Source organism: Paenibacillus mangrovi (assembly GCF_022898935.1).
Classification (GTDB): Bacteria; Bacillota; Bacilli; order Paenibacillales; family Paenibacillaceae; genus Paenibacillus_AQ; species Paenibacillus_AQ mangrovi.
The window spans coordinates 37925-55296 of sequence record NZ_JALIRP010000003.1 but is presented as its reverse complement, the minus strand read 5'-3'; the positions used below and the strand labels follow the sequence as shown (position 1 = coordinate 55296).

The following is a 17372-nucleotide window of genomic DNA, read 5'->3' as shown; positions in this document are numbered from 1 at the left end:
TTGGCAGGGAAGGAGGGATGGACTCCATGACATATAGGTGCGAAGGAGAAATTCCCGTACTAGGGGGTGAACGGGTGAAGCTGCGCCGGCTCTCTTCGAAAGATGCGGAGGCGATGTACCGCAACTGGTCCGATCCGGAGGTGAGGCGTTATTCTGATCTCCCTGAGATGCCAGACGTGTCTGCGGCGGGTGAGATGATACGGATCCTTAACAGCCTGTCCCAAACCGACGATGGTTTGAGATGGGGAATCGAAGATGCGGATGGCAGGCTGATCGGCAGCTGCGGGCTCAATTGGTGGCAGCTCGAGGGGGCTTACCGCGGGGAGATTGGCTGTGAGCTGGCACGTCCATTCTGGGGAAAAGGATATATGCGTGAGGCGGTGGAACTGGTATTGGATTACGCCTTTGAGGATATGGGTCTGAACCGAATTGAGGCGCTGACGGATCCGCGCAACATCCGTGCCGGGCGGCTTTTTGAGTCCCTAGGTTTTACGCTGGAGGGGCGGCTGAGACAATACCGGCAGACGGACAGCGGCTTTGTGGATGCCAACATGTATGCGCTTCTGCGTGAAGAATGGGAAGATGCAAAATAACATGGTGAGCTAACGCAAAGGCTCATCTTTTTTATGTTTAAGAGTTGACATGAGATGGAAACCTCATCACAATTTAATAGGCGTGTTCGAATCTATTCGTCAAGAAAGGAATCAAATGTCTGTAAATCCTGGTATTAATGAGTCGCAACGCAAGTTTATTTTGATCGGAATATTACTTTCAACCTTCCTGTCAGCTATTGAAGGAACGGTAACGGGTCCGGCAGGCCCTGCAATTATTAGCAGTTTCGGCGGAATGAATCTGCTGAGCTGGATTTTTACGGCTTTTCTGCTGACCATGGCCGTTTCGACCCCGATTTTTGGTAAGATCAGCGATTTGTACGGCCGCAAGCCGGTGTTTCAGATCGGCTCGCTGCTGTTTGTCATCGGTTCCCTGCTCTGCAGCTTTTCGCAAAACATGGAGCAACTGATCGTTTTCCGCGCCATCCAGGGGATCGGCGCCGGGGCCATCGTGCCGGTGACGTTCACGATCATCGGGGACGTATACCGGATTGAGGAACGCGCCAAAATCCAGGGCATGATCAGCTCGGTATGGGGGATTTCCTCACTGATCGGTCCGCTGGTCGGCGGTTATTTCGTGGATTATTTGAACTGGCGCTGGATTTTCGGCTTTAACGTTCCGTTTGGCTTCATCTCCATGTGGCTGATCGCCCGCTATTTTCATGAAAGCCGGGATAAACGGGAGAAAGTGAAAGTCGATGTGGCCGGAGCGGTGACCTTTTCGATTGGCATGACGGCGCTACTGTTTGCTCTGGCAACCGGCGGGCAATATTTCAGCTGGAGCTCGCCGCTGCTTATCAGCTGCTTTCTGCTGGCGGCCGTGATGTTGGCTGCGTTTATTTTCATTGAGAATCGTGCGGCTGAACCGATGCTTCCCTTGAAGTTATTCCGTATCCGCGATATTTCGGTGTCGACTGTGGCCAGCATCCTGACCAGCGCCCTGCTGATCGGTCTGACCACGTATATGCCGCTCTGGATTCAGGGGGTCATGGGTAAAAATGCGACTATGTCCGGTCTAACCATGGCGCCGATGTCCATCGGATGGCTGTTCGGCTCCGTATTCGGAAGCCGGTTGATCCTGACTGCAGGCTCGCGTAAGACAACCGTGATCGGGCTTACCGGCATCGTGATCGGCGCTACTGGACTTGCTTTTATTACTGCTTCAACGCCGCATTATGTTTTGCTGATTTATACGTTTATCTATGGTCTGGGCTTCGGTTATTCGACTACCGTCTTTACCATCATCGCGCAGTCCTCCGTCGGCTACTCCCTTCGGGGCGCTTCCACTGCCTTGAATTCGTTTGTACGTACCTTGGGACAGACGGTTGGCGTTGCGGTATTTGGCACATGGATCAACCTGAGCATCGCGAACCGGATCGCCCGCGATCCGGGACTCGGAAATGTGGGTCAGAAAGAAGTGAACCAGCTGCTGACTCCAGAAGGCAGCGCCAGCATGCCGCAGGAGCTGTGGAATCAGCTGAAGCATATTCTGGAGGGAAGCCTTCATTCGTTATATGTGGTGATGGCGGTTATTGCCGTCGTCAGTCTTATTTCCGTGCTTGGGCTAAGAAACACGGTGCCCTCGGCGGATCAGGAAGAACAGGCGGAGAAGGCTTAAGGACTCTTCGGTAAAAAAAAGGACACTCCCTGGTTAGCAAAAAACCATGGGGGTGTCCTTTTTGCTTGTAATATGTGGATGTCCGTTGCCCTGCTGCATCCGGTCGGCGTTTCACTTCCGCAGGGAAGGGGTGAGCCGTTCCGCCTGAATGCCCAGCTTCTTCAGCAAATCGATCAGCTGTGATTTCTCCTCATCGTGCAGGCCGCTGAAGGCATGATGGATCCGCTCGGAATATTTGGGATATAACTCGTTCATCAATGCCTCGCCGATAGGCGTCAGCTCCGCATAAATAACGCGGCGGTCGTTCGGACAGGGTCTCCGGTGAATGTAGCCGCGTTCCTCAAGCTTGTCAATCACATAGGTGACGTTCCCGCTCTGCAGCAGAAGCTTGGATCCGATCTGCTGAATCGGTTGTGAGCCTTTATAGTACAGCACTTCCATCACGGCAAAAGCCGTCGGGTTAAAGCCTTCGATTTTGCTGCTGATGACGGCATGCTCGTTAATGCTTTTGAAGCTTTTGGCGAACACCCGGTACAGATGCAGAGACAACTGGGCATCACGTTCCTGTGTATGAATCATGATTTTTCCCGCCTTTATATTCATTTACTGCTGCAGTGTTAAGATTGCCGGATTATTGCCGTTAATTGAGATTGAACTGTAGCCTTATCATATCGCTTGGCCTGCCGGAATAACATGTGATTTGTCACATTCCATCGGCTTTGAAACATTAAAATTTTTAATAAATTTCATTTCACAGGTTGAAGATGCAATCGGTCTTATTTTCACCTGCAAAAAGTGGTAAAGTTAAGGGGCTAGTTCTACCCCTGTATATCCATAGCCCAGGAATGGAACAAATGGACGGAAATTTAGCTGCAGCGCAGCGAATAGGACAAAATTACTTTGATATCAAGGCGAGGGATGTTGGAATGGAAACAGGAAGCGCTAAATCCGCGCTGCTGGATGTATATATTGAAGAAGCGGGGTATGAGGAAGGCCAGCCGCGAATTCGTGACATAGCTTTTCAGGTACAGACCGGAGAGCTTTTGGGGTTGATCGGCCCGAATGGAGCAGGGAAGAGCACAACGATCAAGACGCTGCTCGGACTGCTCAAGCATGCGGTGGTACGTGTTTCCTTTGGCGGGAGCTCTGGAAGGTATGCCTATATACCGGAGCAGCCTGTCTTTCACGATGACTTGACTCTTTGGGAACATATGGATCTGGCGGCAGCCGTTTATGGTCTTGATTATGAAGCTTTTGTCCGGGAAGCGGACAGACTCCTCGCCCAGTTCGGTATGGAACAGGTGAAGCATGAGCTTCCCGGCGGGTTCTCCAAGGGCATGAAGCAGAAAATGATGCTGATGCTTGGATTTCTGGCTGGACCGGATGTGTATATCGTGGATGAGCCGTTTATCGGCCTTGATCCGCGCGCCACGAAGGACTTTCTGCGTCTGCTGGATGAAGAGCGGCAGCGTGGAGCCGCCGTGCTGATGTCCACACATGTGCTTGATACGGCAGAAAAAATATGCGACAGATTCATTATGATCTCTGCAGGAAGGACGGTTGCGCAGGGAACGATTGCGGATATCCGCGAGCAAGCTGGACTTCCGGGTGCTTCGCTGTTTGACTGTTTTGATTCGCTTACCTGATATTAGGGATGTGTATTTACATTGAACATGAACTGCTGATCTACATGGGAAGGATAAGGATATGATTGGGAGAAAAAATGAAGGATATCTGTTTCCGGATCCCGCCAGTCTCTTCAGGCGGCGGCTGTGGAGCCATTTTAAAGAAATAGCCGCCGTCGTTCGCTCCGTGGTAGATGACTGGACGGTGCTGCTGTATATACTAATACCCGGCCTGCTGCTGGGTGGAAGGCTGTATTACGGTTTATGGAAGGAACCCCTTCCGGAGTGGTCCGGCCAGCTTCCGTTTGCGGCAGTGCCGGTGCTGCTTCTGCTTGCCGCGTCTTTGGGCAGTATTCTATTGCTGGTTCGGGAAGGGGATGTGTTGTTCCTCGTCCAGCGTAAGAATTGGCTGCACGGGATTATGCTGCGCAGCAGCCTGTACAGCATGGTTTCGGCAGCTGTGAAAACTTCGATATGCTATTTGCTACTGCTTCCGTTTCTCGTCAGACAGTTTCAGGAACATGGCTTGCTTATCGGCTGCCTGCTTGCCTTCACCATTGCATTCGAATGGGTGCTAATGTGGGCCAAGCATTTGATCCGGGTACAAAGAAGTGGATGGCGCAGAGGGCTATTGTATATTCCATTTGTCTTCATTCCGGGCGTCTTATATATAACATTCATACTGCTGTTCAGATCGCAGCCGGCTGTTCTTGGTCTGGGAGCGATCGTACTCGCTGCCATAAGCCTGCTGCTCATCCGTGTTAGACTTCGTCTCCGCGGGACATTTATGAATGATGTACAGGAGGATTTGGTCAAGCGTACGGGTTTGACGAGCATCGCGCTCAGCCAGACCGTGGACAAACCGCGCCGGATCCGCCGCAATACCTGGGTATTCTCGGGTTCCCGGCCCGTCTTCCGTTCGACAGCACCAGTCAAGCGGATTGCCGGAGCAATGATCAAGACGCTTCTGCGTCACCCCAAGCTGAGGCAGCTGTATGTGCAGTTCACGCTGATCAGCTCGGGTGTCCTGATTACTCTGCCATCCGGAATTCAGGCCTTGGTATTCGTGGCGCTGCAGGCGCTTGTCGTATACTGGCTGTTTCTCGAGTGGTTCAGCTTCAGGGAGAATGCGTTTGTTTCTTTGCTGCCCTGGCCAGATGATCAAAGCTTTCAGGCAGGTATTCTGGCTGTCCGGACGCTGGCCATTCCATTTGCTGTTCTGACATCGGCTATCGTGCTGTTCAAGCAGCTTGTACCCTGGATGGCGGGAATTGGGTTCATACCTCTGGCTGCGGCTGTTTGCTGGGTAGTTCCTAATGTCATGCGGATGTTTCTCCTTAATAAAAAGGCATAAATAACTTTCTTATATCCATACATAAAAGGGCCTGGATTTCAACCTGAAATCCGGGCCCTTTTATGTATGGATAGATTAGCTCGAAGGGCAGCTTGCGGTTTGCGCCGCGTGCATGCCAGCTGTGTAGCCGGTGGAAAAAGCCGCCGTGATGTTGTAACCGCCGGTGTAACCGTGTATATCGAGAACCTCACCACAGAAAAACAAGCCTGGCATCAGCTTGGATTCCATCGTTTTCGGATTGATTTCCTTCAGATGGACACCGCCACCGGTTACAAAGGCTTCCTCGATCGACTTGGTGCCGGTGACAAGAATAATGAACCTTTTCAGCACATCCACGAAGGCGGACCACTGCTGCTTCGGCAGATGGGCGAAGGTGGCGTCCCCATCCAGCTCGGCACGGCTCAGAAGAAGCGGAAGCATACGTTCTGGAACGGTTCCCTTCAGCACATTTTTGATCGCCTTCTTCGGTTCCTCTGCCAACTTGTCCCGCAGCATACGGTCTAGATCGTGAGGAGGCAAGTCGGGAAACAGATCGACCGCCATCTCCACTTCATGGACCTTGAATTTGTTTTTTACCTGGCGGATAAACTGGCTGCAGCGCAGAGCGATGGGGCCTGAGAGACCGAAGTGGGTGAAAATCATATCTCCACGGTGCCCGATCATTTTCTTCCCTTTCGGAGTCCATACCGACAGTTCAACATCGCGGAGCGACAACCCCTGCAGTTCTTTGGAAGCGATCCAGCTCTCACGTGATACGATAGGAACTTCGGTAGGATACAGTTCGGTAATGGTGTGACCGGCCGCCTGCGCCCAAGGATAACCGTCGCCTGTCGAGCCCGTGTGGGGCACTGATTTGCCGCCTGTGGCGATAACAACTGCAGCTGCGCGGTATGTTTTTCCTGATGCTAGCTTGACGCCCGATGCCTGTCCACCCTCATAAAGGACCTCAGCAACCGGCGTGTCCGTTTTGATCTCTACACCAAGTTTGCGGACCTCCCCCACAAGCGTGTTGACCACACTGGCTGCCTTATCGGACACCGGAAACATTCTTCCGTTATCCTCTTCTTTTAAGGCAATACCGAGGCCCTCAAAAAATTGCATGATATCGCGGTTGTTGAAATGCTGAAAAGCGCTGTATAAAAAACGGCCGTTGCCCGGAATATGCGCAATCAGGTCTTCTGTTTCCTTGGCATTGGTCACATTGCAGCGACCGCCTCCCGAAATGCCGAGCTTGCGTCCAAGCTTGCTTCCCTTGTCCATAAGAAGGACTGAAGCACCATTTTTAGAGGCTGCGATGCAGGCCATTAGACCCGCGGATCCGCCTCCGACGACAATGACATCATATGATTTCACGATTGTTCTCCTTTTGTCCGGCTAGTTCCCGGAGCCATGTTTTTAATTGTGTCTTTTTAGGATATATCAGGATATATTGTAATATTGTGTAGCCTGTGTTTTAATCAACTTGTACATAACTTTTTTTAAGTTAATTTATTTTTTAGATTATAGAATTTAACTATGGAAATACGTCGATAGACGGTTTTTGTATCGCTTTTTCCTGCAGAATCAGATTTACCAAAAGTTTCACCCAATGAATGGTCTGTATACGCTGCCCGAACGGGGAGGAGGGGACTTGCGATTCTTTTTGCGCTGAAGAGTATTATAACACAGGTATTTATGGCGGGTTCATTTGCGTTTTTGTTCCCGCTCACTTTAGATAAATATGTCCGTATGCTCAGGCGAAAGCGAAAGCTAGGTCCTACGGGTTTCGAGTTTGTTATCATTGTATCCAGCGCTTTGAGCATTCTGCTGTGCTCTTTGTTCTCCACCTCTTTGTTTCAATTGATCCCCCTGAATCTAGGCATCTTGCCGCTGTTTATCGGTATGCTCTACGGAGGATATAAAAGCGGACTTCCCTTAGCAGGGCTTTATCTGCTGTGTGATTATTATTTTAACGAAAACTGGTCTTTATTAGGACTCTTTCTACATACTGGTTTACTGCTGTACCCTTTGCTTGTCTGGATGTCTCCTAAGTTCCGGAAGGGAACTCTTACTGACAAAGTCAATAAGCTGTGGATGTGTCTCCTGCCTGCCATGCTCCTCATTGCGGCATCCCCAATTATTGAAAATCCTAAGTTGAATTTTTCTAATGCGGGCCAGCTGTTTATGATCATGTTCTATTTTATGATTAGCGTGTTTGCCGGCGGTGGACTTATTTATGTCATTGAGTTTGCTCTGGAAAAGCTGCTTCTGAAGGAGCAGATCGAGGGCATCTTCGAAAAATACCTTCGTGAGGAAGAGAAGCTTCAACAGGTGATGGATGTGGCTCCCCTCTGCATGGTATCTGTAGATAACGATGGCAACGTTACCAGCATTAACGAAATGATGATGAATTTATTCAAAAGCCGCGAGCCGGAGCTGACCAAAAATGATATTCTCAGCCAGCCGCTAAGCGAGTTCGTCGATATGATGGAGAAGGATTATATCAGCTACCGGATTGCCCAAGCCTTGAAGGGCGTCAAGGTAAATAATGAGCTGATCCGGGTCGGCTCGCAGATTCAATATACGAGCACATCGCCGCTTACCAATGGATACACCGGAGAAATACTGGGCGCAGTTCTGGTCATCCAGGATATTACCGAGCTAGAGCGTCTGCGGAGCGAGCTGAGCAACGTGGAGAGGCTGAGCTTGGTCGGACAGATGGCAGCCAGCATTACGCATGAAATCCGGAATCCGATGGCCGTGGTACGCGGCTTCCTCCAGCTCATGAAGGAGAAAAGTCCGGAGTCGCTGGATCATTATTACCGAATCGTTATGGAGGAGCTGGATCGGGCGAACGGTATTATCAACGACTTTCTTTCCTTGGCTCAAAACCGGATATCCGAAAAGGAGCAATGGCATCTCCATCAGATCATTAATGATCTCAGTCCTCTGCTATGGGCGGATGCCAATTTACGCGGGCAAACCATTGAGCTTGTAATGGATGAGCGAGTGCCCAAGCTGAACCTGAATGCTAAGGAAATCAAACAGCTGCTGCTGAATCTGGCCCGCAACGGGATGGAAGCAATGGAGGAGAAAGGAAGACTCACCCTGCAAACAAGTCTGAAGGAGCAGGAGCAAATCGTAGAGCTGATCGTCAGAGATACGGGGGTGGGGATGTCCAAAAGCCGCCAGGAGCGGTTGTTTGAACCCTTTTTTACAACCAAGGCGAAGGGGACAGGACTTGGGCTTGCCTTGTGCCTGAGCATTGTGGAGCGTCATGGAGGCAAAATCATGGTCGAATCGGAGGAAGGTATAGGCACAACATTTATCATCCACCTGCCGCTTGCGGAATCCTGAGTCTGCTGCATCATGATGAGCCATCCACTGCACGGATCTCTCTTGATTTCAGACTTGTTGAAGGTATAATATTATCTGTATGTAGTATAAAATGAACTAAAGTTTCTGAATTATAGCGGATTAAGGAGTGATAAGAAATGTCCATGTCTTTTGACAGATATATGAAGGATATGATTCAACCGATGAGAGATGAGCTGACGAGCATCGGTATTAAGGAGCTCAGAACTCCAGAAGAGGTGGAAACGCATCTGCAGGATGCTCCAGGTACAACCCTTGTGGTTATCAACTCGGTATGCGGCTGCGCAGCCGGCCAATGTCGTCCGGGTGTTGCTCTGGCACTGCAAAACGATTTGGTGCCTGACAATCTGTTTACGGTTTTCGCAGGACAAGACAAAGAAGCAACGGCTAAAGCGAGAGAATATTTCGCTCCATACCCGCCTTCTTCTCCTTCCATTGCCGTGCTGAAGGATGGGGAGCTTGTTCATTTCATTGAACGTCATCAAATCGAGGACCGTTCGGCTCAGGAAATTGCGGAAGATTTAATTGAAGCGTTTGACCGTGTGTGCCGTTAATTAAGACAGCATGTTACATAAAAGCCCCGTATCATCGGATTTCCGATATGCGGGGCTTTCGTGTTGTAGTGATTACGCCATCCCTGTGGAAGAATCGGAGACCGCTTCAAATCTTTATTTACAAAAATTTCTTCCAGATTGGGGATGAAATATTGTATGTACAGCTCGCATCGGGGAAGGTCTCCTGCTACAATAAGGTTTGAATGTGTTGGAAGGGATGGTGTGATTCTTTGATTCACGGGATCGGGCATGATGTGCTGGAAATCAAACGGCTTTCGATTTTGCTGAGCGGACAGCTCGGGTACCGGTTCATGGAGCGGGTGCTTACGGAGAAGGAACGCGAGGAAGCCAGAAAAAGAGGCGGGAAGCTGACGGAATTCGTTGCCGGCCGTTTTGCCGCGAAAGAGGCGATCTCCAAGGCTTTTGGCTGCGGAATCGGCAGCATCATCGGATTTGGAGACATGGAAATTTTGCCGGATTCTTGGGGAAAACCTGTAGCCGTCCTGAGCAGGGGCGCATGGGAAAGACTTCAGCTTCCGGGAGAACCGGAGTATATTATTCACTTGACCATATCTCACCAGACAGAACTTGCTTCAGCATTCGCAGTCATTGAAAAAACAGTTTAAGCGCTTTTTCGGGAGAGGAAAGCCGGAAGGATTGGAAACAGCCTGATGAATCAAACAGAGCAAAAGAAGTATTTCAGCCAGCATTTGCTGGAATGGTATATGCAAAATAAAAGAGATTTGCCGTGGCGCCGTCACCGCAATCCATACTATATTTGGGTATCTGAAATCATGCTGCAGCAGACGCGTGTGGACACGGTTATTCCTTATTTCAACCGTTTTATCGAAAGGTTTCCGACCGTCGAGGATTTGGCAGATGCACCGGAGCAGGATGTGCTGAAGTGCTGGGAAGGCCTCGGCTATTATTCGCGTGCGCGAAATCTCCAGGCGGCGGCCAAACAGGTGAAGGAGCTGCATGGCGGACAAGTACCGGATGACAAGCAAGCGGTGTTCGCCCTGAAGGGAGTTGGCCCGTATACGGCGGGAGCAGTGCTGAGCATCGCCTTTAACAAGCCAGAGCCGGCGGTGGATGGCAATGTCATGCGCGTGCTATCCCGTTATTTCCTGATTGAGGAAGACATCATGAAAGGAAGTACACGGTCGTATATGGAGGGACTTGTCGCCTTGTTAATTCCTGAAGGCCGGGCTTCCGATTTCAGTCAGGCACTAATGGAGCTTGGAGCGCTGGTGTGCACGCCGAAGTCTCCGCACTGCCTGACCTGTCCGGTGATGGAGCATTGCGCTGCCCGGATCGAAGGCGTAGAGGAATCGCTGCCGATAAAAACCAAGGCCAAGCCGCCGCGTCCCGAATACCGTGTGGTAGCATTGGTGGAGGGGACGGGAGAGCACGCAGGCAAGGTGCTGATCCGCCAGAGACCACAAAGCGGCCTGCTCGCCAGAATGTGGGAGCTGCCGCATGTGCAGGTTCCGCAAACCCGCAGCGGACGTCTGCCGGACGAGCCTGCGATGGATATTCTGGCCGGCGCATTGCCGGAAGAAGGCGTCACCGCAAGACCGGAAGGATATATGATGGACGCAGAGCATACGTTCAGCCATATCCATTGGAATCTTCAGGTATACCGCTACCGTGAGGCTAGCATTCCCCTTGCAGCGGAATCGAGGGAAGTCTACATGCTCGAACATGAGCGCGCCGATGAAGAGGCGTCAGTTCCCCAGTACCGCTGGATCGCTGAAGAGGACATGGCGCTGTACGCTTTTCCGAATGTGTTCCTGAAGATCATCCGGGAACATTTCAAGAGGTAGGCGTAAACCAGGAGTCTACAAGCCGCCGAAAAAAGAATCGTTAACGCCAGCAGCGCTGCTAGAATAGATAAAATGATAGACAAAAAAGAACCGTCCACACAGGGACGGTTCTTTTCTCAATATACCGGGCTTGACGCTCCGGGAATCGCTCTTTATGGTTGAACGATTTCAGCGTAACGTTTAGTCACAGCATCCCAGTTTACAACGTTCCAGAAAGCAGCGATGTAATCAGGGCGTTTGTTTTGATATTTCAGGTAGTAAGCATGCTCCCATACGTCCAGACCCATAACAGGAGTTAGACCTTCCATGACTGGGTTGTCTTGGTTAGGTGTACTGGTAACAGCAAGCTTGCCGTCTTTGTTCACAACGAGCCAAGCCCAGCCGCTTCCGAAACGGGTTGTAGCCGCTTTGGCGAAGTCTTCTTTGAATTTATCGAATCCACCGAGCTGACTCTCAATCGCTTCAGCCAGTAGGCCACTTGGTGTGCCGCCGCCGTTTGGACCGATGATTTCCCAGAAGAGGGAGTGGTTCGCATGGCCGCCGCCGTTGTTGCGGACAGCTGTACGGATGCCTTCAGGCACGCTGTCAAGGTTAGACAGAAGCTCGTCAAGGCTTTTATTTTGCAGTTCAGGAGCGTTTTCCAAAGCTGCATTCAAGTTGGTTACATACGTGTTATGGTGACGATCGTGGTGGATCTCCATTGTTTGTGCGTCGATATGAGGCTCGAGCGCATTGTTAGGGTAAGGAAGTGCAGGTAATTGAAATGCCATGATAAATACCTCCTGTAAATGTTTTTATTAGGAATCAATTCTGGGAATTGACCCTTATTCATAAAGAAACTTTTGCACTTGCAAAAGCATCCTTTATTGACCGGAATATGTAGCCGTAAGTACATCCAAGTACAATTAAACCGTATTTTTTCAATTAAATCAACATTTATGTTTAAAAAGTCGGCTTAGCCTTCTGCAGCTGCACACAATCCGTATTATCATTTACCCATTTTTTGAATTTTTATGCAGACAAAAATCATTATTATATGGTTATTATACTATAGATTCTTTGAAAACGCTTGCTATAAAGCGCTTACAAAAGAAAATACGTGTTTTTTAAAGAAAACTATGGTTTAATGAATGATAGAGAAGGAATTTAACGGTTTTTGTCGTAATAATTATTCTGGATTATAAGGGGAGCTTGATCTTCCAAGGATCCAAACAAGCTGACAAAAAAGGGAGATTTAAGACATGCATGTTCGTTCCTTTCAGTTAAGTGATTGTACCAGCATCATCGAGTTGATGCAGGTCGCCTTGTCCGAAGAGTGTTACCGGAATACGATGGGGCCATTCTCCAGGCAGTTGTCCTGGGATTCGGAGCTGATTATGGTTGCAGAGGAAGACGATGAAATCGTGGGAGCGCTGATCGGAACGATCGAGCATAACCACGGCTGTTACTACCGGATTGCTATACATCCAGATTACCGCCGCCAAGGCGTTGGCAAAGCGCTCGTGTCTTCCATGGAACAGCGTTTTCAGGCTCGCAAGGTAAGCCGGATCATGATTGCCGGAGATGAGCATAACCAAGCGGCTATGCCTCTGTATGAAGCGATGGGTTACGGCGCTAATAAAATTTTGGAAGCCTTTCAAAAGCTTAGCATTGTCAGTCCACAGCATTAGTACATTATAAACTTCTTGCCGGTCTCTATTCAATGATTCACGTACAAAATCATAGAAAATCAAAGATGGACATCTATTATTATTGTAAATAACAATATTTTCTATATTGAGCATATCTTTACCGCCGTTGCAAAACCGCGAAAGATATGCTTTTCTGTATATAAGGGGAAATTGTCTATAAAGAGGTGTAGTATGAATCAAATTCAACAGCATGAACAAGGGCATTCGGAGCATAATCGGGCAGACAAGCCTGAGGCGGAGCCGAAGCCGCGAAGTCTCTCCGCCGAGATATGGGACTGGGCCAAAACGATCATTATTGCTTTTGTTATCATGATGCTGCTTAATTTGTTTGTCTTCAATCTGTCTATGGTTAAGGGACATTCCATGCAGCCAACGCTGTACGAGAAGGAAAGGCTGTTTATTGATAAAATCGTATATGATTTCAAGACGCCGAGCCGAGGCGAAATCGTCGTTCTGCATGATCCGAGCAATGGACCTGACAAAAAAGAATTTCTGGTTAAGCGGGTGATCGGTACTCCAGGCGATACGGTTGAAGTGAAGGATCACAAGCTTTATGTGAACGGACAGCTCCAGGTTGAGCCGTATACCGATGTGGAAATTCAGGATCCGGACTTTGGACCAATCAAGCTGGAGAAGGATCATTATTTCGTGATGGGGGATAATCGTCATGCTGGGGCCAGCAAGGACAGCCGTTATTTTGGCAGCGTGACGTCCAAGGAGATTGTCGGCAGAGCCGAATTTGTATTCTGGCCGATATCCCAAATTAAAGGATTGTAATGAAAGCAAGGCAATGATCATCAAGGTTGAAAAGGAGGCGTGAGCTTTGACTAACATAAATCACACTGCTTATGCTCCTCCATCTTCTCCTTGGGAGCAGCTAAAGCGTGAAATTAAGGAGGCAGCCGCTGATTTCGGCATTGACGAAATCGGCTTTGCTTCCGCAGATCCTTTTGTTTCACTTAAATCCATTTTACAGAATCACCGTGATCTAGGTTATGAGTCCGGCTTTGAAGACCCGGATCTAGATAAACGTATTACCCCCTCGTTACCTTCCGCAGAACCCGCCTCCCTGATCTCTATTGCTGTAGCCTATTCTTCCAAAATGACGGATCCTCCCAAAAACGAGCCGGGCAAGTACCGGGGCGTATTGTCGCGCTCATCTTGGGGTAGGGACTATCATCATGTGCTGCGTGAGGCTATGGGTAAGCTGGAAGCCTTCATCAGGGAGCGGGTGCCGGAGGCGGTGCTTGAAAGCATGGTGGATACCGGATCGCTTGTGGACCGCGCCGTTGCACAGCGCGCAGGTATAGGTTTCAGCGCTAAAAACTGCTGCGTGATTTCTCCGAAATGGGGCTCATGGATCTTTCTCGGGGAGATGGTGACGAATATTCCTTTTCCATCGGATACGCCGGTGACGGAGGACTGCGGGGATTGTACCCTGTGTATTGATGCTTGTCCGACAGGCGCACTGGTAGGGCCTGGGCAGCTGAATGCGCAGCGCTGCATTTCATTCCTGACGCAAACGAAGGGCTATCTTACGGATGAGATCATGCGGAAGGTCGGCAACCGCTTATACGGCTGTGATACCTGCCAAGTGATCTGCCCGAAAAACAAGGGGAAACACTGGACACATCATGAAGATTTGCTTCCAGTACCGGAAAAGGACAGACCACTCCTGCTGCCTATTCTGGATATGACCAACCGTGAATTCAAGGAGAAATTCGGAGAAAGCGCCGCCGCATGGCGGGGCAGAAAACCGATCCAGCGCAATGCAGTCATCGCGCTTGGAAATTACAAAGACAAATCTGCGGTGCCCAAACTGGGAGAGGTACTGCTGAATGACCCACGGCCTGAGCTGCGGGGAACCGCTGCCTGGTCGCTGGGACGCATAGGAGGCGAAGAGGCATTGAACATCATGAATAAAGCCATAGCTTCCGAGCAGGACGAGAAAGTCAGAGAAATGCTCGGGGAAGCGAAGGAACAACTTCAATCGCAAACGAAAGCGAACACAGCAGAAACAGAAAGTGAAGGACCGAAATTTTCAGCGGTTCTGAATGGAGAGCCGGAAACGCTCTATTATGACGAAATGCAGTCCAAGATCGGGCCGTTAACGTTGTGTGCGACAGAAAAAGGACTATGTCTGATCGAGTTTGGCAGCTTTAACGTAAAAGAGGCTGTCCTGCAGCAATGGTCTCGCACCTGGTGCGGGGGAGGCGAATTTGAGCATAATGATGAACGTCTTGCTGAGGCCAAACGCCAGCTCGGTGAATACTTCGCTGGGCAGCGCAAGGAATTTGACGTCTCGCTAGATTTACGCGGAACACCATTTCAGCTACAGGTTTGGACGACTCTTGCCGATATTCCATATGGAGAGATCCGTTCTTATGGGCGTGTAGCGAATGAGATTAAAAGACCTAAAGCCATCAGGGCAGTCAGTGGAGCCGTCAATAAAAATCCGGTTCCGGTTATCATTCCCTGCCACAGGGTACTCGAAAGTGATGGCAGTCTGACAGGTTATCGTGGAGGGCTTGAAAACAAACGTCAGCTGCTGATCCTCGAAGATGCACTTCCCGAAAGAAATACGCGGATCGAAGAGTAATGCGGTGGAGCTGCCCTTGGTTTTTGGCGGCTGCCGCTGAAAATCGGGGGAAGATTCATGAGATATATAAGCATTGACAATGTGGAGTCCGGGCAATTTTTAGGCAAAACCATTTATTCCGGTAATGGTACGGTACTCTTGTCTGCAGGAGTCCAGCTGACGGTGTACATGATCAGCACCTTAAACCGGATTGGCGTCACAATGTTATATGTTCAAGATCCGCTATTTGAAGATGTAGATACAGATGATATGCTCAGCGAAGCAACCAAGCAGAGTATCATTCAGGAGATGAGCAATGCTTTTGAGGCGGTGCGTTCCGGGAAGGATTGGAACACGCATCTAATTGGAAGCAGTGTAGAGAGCCTTTTGGAAGATGTGATGGGCAACAAGGAAATGCTGATCCAGTTGACCGATATACGCACGAACGATAACAGCCAATATATTCACGCAATGAATGTGTGCATTCTGTCTTCTGTCATGGGCATTAATATGGGGCTGAATTATCAGCAGCTGAAGGAATTGGCCACGGGTGCCTTAATGCATGATATCGGGAAAAGCGGAATGAGCGAAGAGGATGAGATCGTTCCAGGCCTCAAATCCCATCATACGTGGAGAGGGTTCGAGAAGCTGAAGAATAGAAGAGAATTCAGTCTTCTGATTGCCCACGTGGCTCTGCAGCACCATGAACGTGTCGATGGCTTTGGGCTTCCGCGCGGCCTAGCAGGCGATGAGATTCATCTGTACGCCAAAATCGTATCGGCTGCTGATACGTATGACCGGCTGATTCATCCGCTGCTTCCGGCTGCCAAAAAACTACTGCCTCATGAAGCCTGCGAGGAAATGATGGCCATGTCGGAGAAGCAGCTTGATTACGAGGTGTTGATCCAATTTAACCGGATGATCTCGATTTATCCGAGCGGTGCAGCAGTGCGGCTGTCCACTAAGGAAACGGGAGTTGTTGTACGCCAGCACCGTGGTCTGCCGGGCCGTCCGGTGGTGCGGATCGTGCGCGGCGAAGCCAGCAATTTCGACGTTAAGGAGCTGGATCTGGCGCAGGAAACCACGGTCTTTATCGAGGCGGTTTTATCGTAGAAATCCATTTGCTAGCCACACGGGGACATGCTATGATAAGTTCGTGTTGCAAAGCACGCAAGTATTGATCTATAAATATGAGGTGGGCGGAAAATGCAATATGTCATTCCTGTGATTACGCTGATTGTCGGCTTGGTCGGCGGATTTTTTATCGGCGTGTTTTATTTGCGCAAGCAAATGGAAAAAATGCAAAGTGATCCACAAATGCTACAAAAGATGGCCAAACAGATGGGGTATAATCTGAACAACCGTCAAATGCAGAAAGCTCAGCAAATGATGAAAAACAATCCGCAGTTGACGAGCAAAAAAGGCGGAGGCAAACGCAAGTAAGAGGAATATTGTAGATTTACAGATAGAAAATCAGTAAGTCACGAGAGGAGGACGTGCCGTGGCTGGCGTTAAAGATTACGCAAATACCGAGGTTCAGAAAAATCGTGAGCAAATTGAGCATCATATAGAGCAGATTTTAAAATTGATCGGTGAGGATCCACAGCGGGAGGGACTGCTTGATACCCCTGCGCGTGTCACACGAATGTATGAGGAAATTTTTGCAGGATACGAGGTGGACCCAAGGGATGTGCTGGGCGTTACCTTTGACGAGAATCATGAAGAGCTGGTGATCGTTAAGGATATCGTTTATTACAGCCAGTGCGAGCATCATATGGCGCCGTTTTTCGGCAAGGTCCATATCGGCTACATTCCAAGCGGCAAAATCGCCGGGCTCAGCAAGCTGGCCCGCCTAGTTGAAGCAGTGACCCGTCGTCTGCAGGTTCAAGAGCGTATTACGTCGCAAATCGCCGACATTATGGTCGACGTTCTGCAGCCGCATGGTGTGATGGTCGTAGTGGAAGGCGAGCACCTGTGTATGTGCTCCCGCGGCGTGAAAAAGCCGGGCAGCAAGACGGTAACATCGGGCGTGCGCGGCATTTTCCGGGACGATCCTGCGTCCAGAGCTGAATTTCTGTCTTTAATTAAAGACTGATCGAACTGAAAAAGAGGCATCACGGAAGGTTGGAATAACCTTTCGGTGATGCCTCTTTTTATACGT

General features: G+C 49.7%; 17 protein-coding genes. 14 read left to right on the top strand and 3 right to left on the bottom strand.

Translation table 11 applies throughout. From position 1 onward, the window contains the following. Window positions 1-26: 26 nt before the first annotated feature. Both MUG84_RS08450 and MUG84_RS08445 read left to right on the top strand, forming a co-directional pair. The gene (locus tag MUG84_RS08450) at window positions 27-593 is read left to right on the top strand and encodes a GNAT family N-acetyltransferase (RefSeq protein ID WP_244723582.1); all 567 of its coding nucleotides are present in this window, start codon (window positions 27-29) and stop codon (window positions 591-593) included. Between the two features lie 115 nt (window positions 594-708). Next, a complete protein-coding gene (locus tag MUG84_RS08445; RefSeq protein WP_244723580.1) occupies window positions 709-2229 on the top strand; it encodes an MDR family MFS transporter in 1521 nt (506 codons plus the stop codon). 111 nt (window positions 2230-2340) lie between these two features. Here MUG84_RS08445 and MUG84_RS08440 read toward each other — a convergent pair whose 3' ends face one another. Then, window positions 2341-2808: a MarR family winged helix-turn-helix transcriptional regulator gene (locus tag MUG84_RS08440; protein ID WP_244723578.1), complete on the bottom strand. Its 468-nt coding sequence runs from the start codon at window positions 2806-2808 to the stop codon at window positions 2341-2343. 347 nt (window positions 2809-3155) lie between these two features. On the opposite strand from MUG84_RS08440, the gene MUG84_RS08435 reads away from it, so the two are divergent. Together MUG84_RS08435 and MUG84_RS08430 are read left to right on the top strand one after the other, a co-directional pair. Further along, on the top strand, window positions 3156-3875 hold the full coding sequence (locus tag MUG84_RS08435; protein WP_244724901.1) for an ABC transporter ATP-binding protein: 720 nt from the start codon (window positions 3156-3158) through the stop codon (window positions 3873-3875). A gap of 61 nt (window positions 3876-3936) precedes the next feature. Beyond that, window positions 3937-5208, top strand: coding sequence for an ABC transporter permease (locus MUG84_RS08430; RefSeq protein ID WP_244723576.1), 1272 nt, complete (start codon window positions 3937-3939; stop codon window positions 5206-5208). Window positions 5209-5283: 75 nt separating this feature from the next. On the opposite strand, the gene MUG84_RS08425 is transcribed toward MUG84_RS08430, so the two are convergent. Continuing rightward, complete coding sequence (locus MUG84_RS08425; RefSeq protein WP_244723574.1) at window positions 5284-6561, bottom strand: BaiN/RdsA family NAD(P)/FAD-dependent oxidoreductase; 1278 nt, start codon at window positions 6559-6561, stop codon at window positions 5284-5286. 321 nt (window positions 6562-6882) lie between these two features. Here MUG84_RS08425 and MUG84_RS08420 point away from each other — a divergent pair, with 321 nt between their 5' ends. The 4 genes from MUG84_RS08420 (at window position 6883) to mutY (ending at window position 10942) form a co-directional block, all read left to right on the top strand. Further along, window positions 6883-8544 (top strand): two-component system sensor histidine kinase NtrB, encoded by a 1662-nt coding sequence (locus MUG84_RS08420; RefSeq protein WP_244723572.1) that lies wholly within the window; start codon window positions 6883-6885, stop codon window positions 8542-8544. Between the two features lie 137 nt (window positions 8545-8681). Next, window positions 8682-9116 carry a BrxA/BrxB family bacilliredoxin gene (locus tag MUG84_RS08415; RefSeq protein ID WP_244723570.1) on the top strand — a complete coding sequence of 145 codons (435 nt, stop codon included), beginning with the start codon at window positions 8682-8684 and terminating at the stop codon, window positions 9114-9116. Between the two features lie 230 nt (window positions 9117-9346). Beyond that, on the top strand, window positions 9347-9742 hold the full coding sequence (gene acpS / locus MUG84_RS08410; protein WP_244723567.1) for a holo-ACP synthase: 396 nt from the start codon (window positions 9347-9349) through the stop codon (window positions 9740-9742). A 45-nt stretch (window positions 9743-9787) separates the two neighbouring features. Further along, window positions 9788-10942, top strand: coding sequence for an A/G-specific adenine glycosylase (gene mutY / locus MUG84_RS08405; RefSeq protein ID WP_244723564.1), 1155 nt, complete (start codon window positions 9788-9790; stop codon window positions 10940-10942). A 152-nt stretch (window positions 10943-11094) separates the two neighbouring features. On the opposite strand, the gene MUG84_RS08400 is transcribed toward mutY, so the two are convergent. Next, window positions 11095-11712, bottom strand: a complete 618-nt coding sequence (locus MUG84_RS08400; RefSeq protein ID WP_244723560.1) for a superoxide dismutase — start codon at window positions 11710-11712, stop codon at window positions 11095-11097. A 471-nt stretch (window positions 11713-12183) separates the two neighbouring features. On the opposite strand from MUG84_RS08400, the gene MUG84_RS08395 reads away from it, so the two are divergent. The 6 genes from MUG84_RS08395 to folE all read left to right on the top strand — a co-directional run bounded on the left by MUG84_RS08395 (window position 12184) and on the right by folE (window position 17306). After that, window positions 12184-12612, top strand: coding sequence for a GNAT family N-acetyltransferase (locus MUG84_RS08395; protein WP_244723557.1), 429 nt, complete (start codon window positions 12184-12186; stop codon window positions 12610-12612). Window positions 12613-12804: 192 nt separating this feature from the next. Continuing rightward, on the top strand, window positions 12805-13410 hold the full coding sequence (gene lepB, locus MUG84_RS08390) for a signal peptidase I (protein WP_244723554.1): 606 nt from the start codon (window positions 12805-12807) through the stop codon (window positions 13408-13410). A 46-nt stretch (window positions 13411-13456) separates the two neighbouring features. Beyond that, window positions 13457-15232: a tRNA epoxyqueuosine(34) reductase QueG gene (queG, locus tag MUG84_RS08385; protein WP_280521248.1), complete on the top strand. Its 1776-nt coding sequence runs from the start codon at window positions 13457-13459 to the stop codon at window positions 15230-15232. Window positions 15233-15289: 57 nt separating this feature from the next. Beyond that, the gene (locus MUG84_RS08380; RefSeq protein ID WP_244723551.1) at window positions 15290-16324 is read left to right on the top strand and encodes an HD-GYP domain-containing protein; all 1035 of its coding nucleotides are present in this window, start codon (window positions 15290-15292) and stop codon (window positions 16322-16324) included. Window positions 16325-16417: 93 nt separating this feature from the next. Next, complete coding sequence (locus MUG84_RS08375; RefSeq protein ID WP_244723548.1) at window positions 16418-16654, top strand: YneF family protein; 237 nt, start codon at window positions 16418-16420, stop codon at window positions 16652-16654. Between the two features lie 58 nt (window positions 16655-16712). Then, a complete protein-coding gene (folE, locus tag MUG84_RS08370; RefSeq protein ID WP_244723545.1) occupies window positions 16713-17306 on the top strand; it encodes a GTP cyclohydrolase I FolE in 594 nt (197 codons plus the stop codon). Window positions 17307-17372: the final 66 nt, after the last annotated feature.

Bases quoted from the DNA above. Each gene is read 5' to 3' on its own strand.
- MUG84_RS08450 (WP_244723582.1), top strand. From the start codon at position 27: ATGACATATAGGTGCGAAGGAGAAATTCCCGTACTAGGGGGTGAACGG.
- MUG84_RS08445 (WP_244723580.1), top strand. From the start codon at position 709: ATGTCTGTAAATCCTGGTATTAATGAGTCGCAACGCAAGTTTATTTTG.
- MUG84_RS08440 (WP_244723578.1), bottom strand. From the start codon at position 2,808: ATGATTCATACACAGGAACGTGATGCCCAGTTGTCTCTGCATCTGTAC.
- MUG84_RS08435 (WP_244724901.1), top strand. From the start codon at position 3,156: ATGGAAACAGGAAGCGCTAAATCCGCGCTGCTGGATGTATATATTGAA.
- MUG84_RS08430 (WP_244723576.1), top strand. From the start codon at position 3,937: ATGATTGGGAGAAAAAATGAAGGATATCTGTTTCCGGATCCCGCCAGT.
- MUG84_RS08420 (WP_244723572.1), top strand. From the start codon at position 6,883: ATGGCGGGTTCATTTGCGTTTTTGTTCCCGCTCACTTTAGATAAATAT.
- MUG84_RS08415 (WP_244723570.1), top strand. From the start codon at position 8,682: ATGTCCATGTCTTTTGACAGATATATGAAGGATATGATTCAACCGATG.
- mutY (WP_244723564.1), top strand. From the start codon at position 9,788: ATGAATCAAACAGAGCAAAAGAAGTATTTCAGCCAGCATTTGCTGGAA.
- MUG84_RS08400 (WP_244723560.1), bottom strand. From the start codon at position 11,712: ATGGCATTTCAATTACCTGCACTTCCTTACCCTAACAATGCGCTCGAG.
- MUG84_RS08395 (WP_244723557.1), top strand. From the start codon at position 12,184: ATGCATGTTCGTTCCTTTCAGTTAAGTGATTGTACCAGCATCATCGAG.
- lepB (WP_244723554.1), top strand. From the start codon at position 12,805: ATGAATCAAATTCAACAGCATGAACAAGGGCATTCGGAGCATAATCGG.
- MUG84_RS08380 (WP_244723551.1), top strand. From the start codon at position 15,290: ATGAGATATATAAGCATTGACAATGTGGAGTCCGGGCAATTTTTAGGC.
- MUG84_RS08375 (WP_244723548.1), top strand. From the start codon at position 16,418: ATGCAATATGTCATTCCTGTGATTACGCTGATTGTCGGCTTGGTCGGC.